This is a genomic window from Rhizobium sp. SVR5-9E (genome assembly GCF_056755095.1).
Map to the genome: position 1 here is coordinate 1 of NZ_JBNDHS010000612.1, position 246 is coordinate 246.

A 246-nucleotide genomic window follows, 5' to 3' on the forward strand; every position below is an offset into this window, starting at 1 on the left:
GTACTGCGATACAATCTTCGTTGCCATTAAAGAAGGAAACGGAATTGAAGTAAGTGACAACGGTAGAGGTATTCCCGTAGATCTCCATGAAAAAGAACAAAAATCTGCTCTTGAGGTTGTCATGACAAAAATCGGAGCCGGAGGTAAATTCGACAAAGATTCTTACAAGGTTTCGGGAGGTCTGCATGGAGTTGGGGTATCATGTGTGAATGCACTTTCCAACGAAATGGTAACCACCGTTTACAG

General features: G+C 42.7%; 1 protein-coding gene. It reads left to right on the plus strand.

Going from position 1 to position 246, the window contains the following annotated elements; genetic code table 11:
* Window positions 1-246: ATP-binding protein (locus ACPYOJ_RS36260; RefSeq protein ID WP_481420520.1), on the plus strand; the 246-nt coding region annotated here is incomplete at both ends.